Consider the following 4,545-nt stretch of genomic DNA (forward strand, 5'->3'; position numbering starts at 1 on the left):
TGCGAATCAGAAATACCAGCAGATGCGCGGTATTTCTGATTCGCAGGCCACCTGGCTGAAGTCAGGCGAACAGTTAGCGACCGGCAAACGCGTGGTCAAGCCCTCGGACGATCCGGTCGCAGCGGCCCAGGCCGTTGTGCTTTCTCAGGCTCAGGCCGAGGCCGGCCAGTACAAAACGGCGCGTAACTTCGCGACCAGCAGCCTGTCGCAGGAGTCCACCAATCTTTCGCAGGTGACCAGCGTCATCACTCAGGCGCAGACGGCGGTAGTCGCGGCATCAACCGGCACGCTGTCGGACGAAGACCGCTCGACTTATGCCACCACGCTGACCAGCCTGCGCGATCAGCTGATGGGCCTGGCGAACTCTACGGACGGTAACGGCCGCTATATCTTTGCGGGCTACCAGTCTGATAAGGCGCCTTTCAAAGCGGATGCCAGCGGCAACGTTACCTATAACGGTGGCGATACCGCCATCAGCCAGAAAGTCGATGCCAGCCGTACCATGACCACCAGCCATACCGGCAGCCAGGTGTTTACCTCGCTGACCAGCAATGCGGTGCCGGAACCGGACGGTAGCGCCAGTGAAAGCAACATTTTTACCACGCTGAATACGGCGATTAACTCGTTGAAGCAGCCGCTGGCGAATGCGGATGGCGCAACCAAAGACGCGGCAGCGGCAGATATGGCTAAGGCCAACCGCGGCCTGCGCAACTCTATGAACAACGTGCTGAAAGTACAGTCTGAAGTTGGCACGCAGCTGAACGAGCTGGATAGTATTGAATCGAAAGCGGGCGATACCGCGCTGAACCAGGCGACCCAGATGAGTAATCTGGTGGATGCTGACCCGACCAGCACGATTTCGTCCTACACCATGAAGCAGGCTGCGCTGCAGGCTTCTTATAAGGTGTTCAGTTCCATGTCGCAGATGTCACTGTTTAAAATGAATGCCTAGATTTACCCATTTTGGATGCGCTTAAACCGGGTGCATCCGTTTTTTTCCCGTCTTCAGATTAACCTCCTGACGACGGGCTTTTTTTGCCTGCTTTTTCTCTCACTCCACGTCCAGCGACGCGCCAATAGTATAAAAATGCTTGCCGGCAATATAGTGCAGGCTGCGCCACTCATCGCCCGCGTCTTCAAAATGCCAGTGTCCTTCTCTGAACACCCGGCTGTCCGCCCATGCGCCTTTGATCTCCCCGATAAATAAATCATGATCCTGCTGATTTTGTTCCAAAGGAATAAGTTGGCAGAAAAGCCAGGCCGCGCAGCCTGCTACCAGCGGCGGCGAAACGTCCGGCACGGAAAAAAGCGTCACGCCTGATTCTGTCAGCTTGTCCTGCTCTTTATGGCGCGAGTGCGTGCCCAGATAATGGACAAGGTCGGCCTGTCCTGTGACGGGGACCTGGATAACAAACTCACCGCTTGCTTCAATCAGACTGCGGGTAAAGGCGCTTTTATCGAGCACGACCGTTAATTTGGCTGGGGTAAAATCCAGCCCGCAGGCCCATGCGGCAGACATGACGTTTTCGACACCGTCATGTTTTGCCGAGACCAGCGTTGTCGGGCCATGATTGATCAATCGGTACGCTTTTTCGAGTTCAACCGCTTTAAAAAAGGCATTCATACATAACATCCTGTGAAAGTAAAAAAGTCAGGCGTGGCGTGTATCACAGAGCCGGATGACGGCCCCTGACCGGACTGACGGCTTCCAGCAGCGCTGCCACCTGTAAAATAGTGGCTTCCGCATGCCATTTCCCAACAATCTGCACGTTGATTGGCATCCCTGCGCTGCCGGTTCCAAAGGGAAGCGACAGGCCGGGCAGGCCGGTTACGTTAAGCGGCACCGTCGCCCCTTGCAAATACGTTGCGTCAACGGTCTGACCCGCAATAGTAAACTGTTCAACGCCATGCTTATGGGCGGGAACGGGCAAAACCTGCGTAATCAGTACGTCGTAGCGGGAAAAGTAGTCGGCAAAGCCATCCCGTAGCCGCTCTGCGGCCTGTTCGGCCTCAATAAAATCCGCTATGGGCGTATCGGGCAGCGCCAGCATGGTTCTCGCCATTTTATACAGTTCTTCCAGGCCGTGTCCCGCCGTCGCGCGGGCAAAAGCCGGTTTCATTTCCATCACATGAATACGATTAAAAACTTCCAGAGCAAAATCCCGCTCCAGCGCCGGAATAGCAACCTGTTCTACCGACAGGCCGAGAGAGGCTAACGCTTCGGCAGCCGCTTTCACCACTGCCGCCACGTCAGGATCTACCGGACCGAAGCCGGGGCCGGTCATCCAGCCGATACGAAGCGGGCGGTCAGGGCGGAAAGCGTTTTCAGCGGGGAAGAGAGGCGCACTGCTGGAAAAAGCATCCTGGCCATCCGGCCCGGCCAGCAGTGAAAAGGCCAGCGAGATATCACGCACGGATCTGGCCATCGGGCCGACATGCCAGAAACGGCGCGGCGCACGCGGCCAGATCCCAGTCATCGGTACGCTGCCATGTGTAGCCTTCATCGAGGTGATGCCTGTTTGCGATGCGGGGCCACGTATGGAAATAGCCAGGTCAGTGCCGAGGCCCAGCGGTGACATCCCTGCCGCAATAGCTGCTGATTCACCGCCGCTGGATCCACCGGGCGTGCGCGTTAAATCCCAGGGATTGTTGGAACGACCCGAGAGCAGGTTATCGCTTTCAATCCAGTAGGAAAATTCGGGCAGATTGGTCTTCGCCAGAAGAATACCGCCAGCTGCTTTGATCCGCGCCACGCTGGTTGCATCCTGTGCAGGCAGACGATTTTTAAAGATAGGCGATCCGCGCTGCGTCATTACCCCTTCCGTATCAATAGAATCTTTTACCGTAAAGGGGACGCCATGCAGCGGGCCGAGCGGTTTACCGGCCATCACGGCCGCTTCTGCCGCTTTCGCGTTTTTGAGCGCATCCGCTGCCAGCGTGACAACAGCATTGACCTTGGGATTGGTTTCTTCAATTCGGTCAAGGTGTGCCTGAACGACTTCTACCGGCGAGACTTCACGCGAGCGGATTAGCTCAGCAAGTTCAGTAGCGTCTGAGAAAAAAAGAGGGTGGCTCATGATTTGTTTTCCTATCTATCAGTTGGTAGGTTTTAAAGGTAGGCCTCTGTTTATCTGCTGTCAATAGCTACCTACCACATGGTAGAATATTTATTCTGCAACAGGAGCGACACCATGAGTAAAACGTCTAAAGATGAAATCCTGCACGCCGCACGTCGTAGCGCCCAGGCCCACGGCTATACGGGGCTGAATTTTCGTGACCTGGCTGGCGAGGTAGGGATCAAAGCAGCCAGTATTTATCACCATTTTCCCAGCAAAGCGGATCTGGGTGCGGCAGTAGCAAAACGTTATTGGGAAGATACCGCCGCCGATTTAGAGGCGCTGCAAGGCTCGGCACAGGATGCCATCAGCTGCCTGGCGCGATACCCACAGATTTTTCGCCGATCGCTGGAAAGTGAAAACCGGCTCTGCATGGGCAGCTTTATGTCTGCTGAATACGACGATCTGCCGGAGTCGGTCAAAAAAGAAGTGCAGACGTTCGCGGATATAAACGTCGCCTGGCTGGCTGCACGATTACGGGAAGCGGGCCTGAGCGGGCAGGAAGAGAGCGAACAACGCGCGCGCGCTATCTTTGCTGCCGTAGCCGGGGCGCAGCTGATGGCCAGAAGCCGGGCCGATCTGACATTGTTTGACGAGTTAATCGCGGGCTACCGCTCAGCGGGTCTGATACCGACGCAAGCCCGGTGCTGAGTTCAAGGTCTGCTTGCTGCCATAAATATTGAGCAGCAGAGAAGAGGCAGTAAATAAGCCTGGCGCTGGGTTTTTATCCTGACCTGATTGCTGCCCAAAATATTGAGCGGCCGAAGAGAAGAGAGGGTAAATAAGTTCGGCGCTGGTGTTTACCACGATCTGCTTGCCGCTAAAAATATTGAGCAGCCGGAGAGAAGGGGCGGTAAATAAGCCCGGCGCTGGATTTTTACCCTGACCGGATTGCTGCTAAAAATATTGAGCAGTGGCAGAGAGGAGGCAGCAAATAAGCGCACTCTGCAGACGTGTCTGCGTTGAAGTCAAAAAGATGAGGCAAAAAAAAGCCCCGGTCACTGACCGGGGCTTTTTATGAGCATTGCTGCTTACTCAGGGCGGGTAGCCGGAGCCGTCGCCTGATGAGTGGCAGCATGACCACCGGCTGAACCTTTTCCTTCAAAGTTGAAGGAAGGGCGCACCCAGTCGCTCTGACGAGCAGGTTCCGACTGATATTCAGGCGCGGGCGCTTTAGTCATCGGTGCCGTGGCATGATGTTTAAAGGCCGGAGCGGCAACGTCAGACTGGCCTTTCTCAGCGGTAGCAACGGCCGCTGGTGCAGCCTGAGTTTGCGGTGCCGCTTCAGCAGGTGCCTGAGGACGCGCTGGTGCAGCAGAGGCCACACGCGGCGCTTCAGACTGTGCTGATGCTTCAGTTTGCGCTGCTGGTGCGGCGGCTTCAGCCTGTACCGGTGCGTTGGTCTGCACTGCTGGTGCTGCGGCTTCAG

General features: G+C 56.1%; 4 protein-coding genes and 1 pseudogene. 2 read left to right on the forward strand and 3 right to left on the reverse strand.

Going from position 1 to position 4,545, the window contains the following annotated elements:
* Positions 1-22: 22 nt before the first annotated feature.
* Positions 23-952 carry a flagellar hook-associated protein FlgL gene (gene flgL, locus RTK32_RS13180; protein WP_312044655.1) on the forward strand — a complete coding sequence of 310 codons (930 nt, stop codon included), beginning with the start codon at positions 23-25 and terminating at the stop codon, positions 950-952.
* Between the two features lie 99 nt (positions 953-1,051).
* Here the strand turns inward: flgL and RTK32_RS13185 are convergent, their stop codons facing one another.
* Both RTK32_RS13185 and RTK32_RS13190 read right to left on the reverse strand, forming a co-directional pair.
* Positions 1,052-1,624 carry a flavin reductase family protein gene (locus tag RTK32_RS13185; protein WP_312044648.1) on the reverse strand — a complete coding sequence of 191 codons (573 nt, stop codon included), beginning with the start codon at positions 1,622-1,624 and terminating at the stop codon, positions 1,052-1,054.
* A 43-nt stretch (positions 1,625-1,667) separates the two neighbouring features.
* The gene (locus tag RTK32_RS13190; protein WP_312044650.1) at positions 1,668-3,077 is read right to left on the reverse strand and encodes an amidase; all 1,410 of its coding nucleotides are present in this window, start codon (positions 3,075-3,077) and stop codon (positions 1,668-1,670) included.
* A 114-nt stretch (positions 3,078-3,191) separates the two neighbouring features.
* On the opposite strand from RTK32_RS13190, the gene RTK32_RS13195 reads away from it, so the two are divergent.
* Positions 3,192-3,767, forward strand: coding sequence for a TetR/AcrR family transcriptional regulator (locus RTK32_RS13195; RefSeq protein ID WP_312044652.1), 576 nt, complete (start codon positions 3,192-3,194; stop codon positions 3,765-3,767).
* A gap of 380 nt (positions 3,768-4,147) precedes the next feature.
* Here the strand turns inward: RTK32_RS13195 and rne are convergent.
* Positions 4,148-4,545 (reverse strand): annotated as a pseudogene (gene rne, locus RTK32_RS13200) (ribonuclease E); the annotation flags it as partial.

Origin of the sequence: Erwinia sp., assembly GCF_031978025.1 — a bacterium.
GTDB lineage: Bacteria > Pseudomonadota > Gammaproteobacteria > Enterobacterales > Enterobacteriaceae > Erwinia.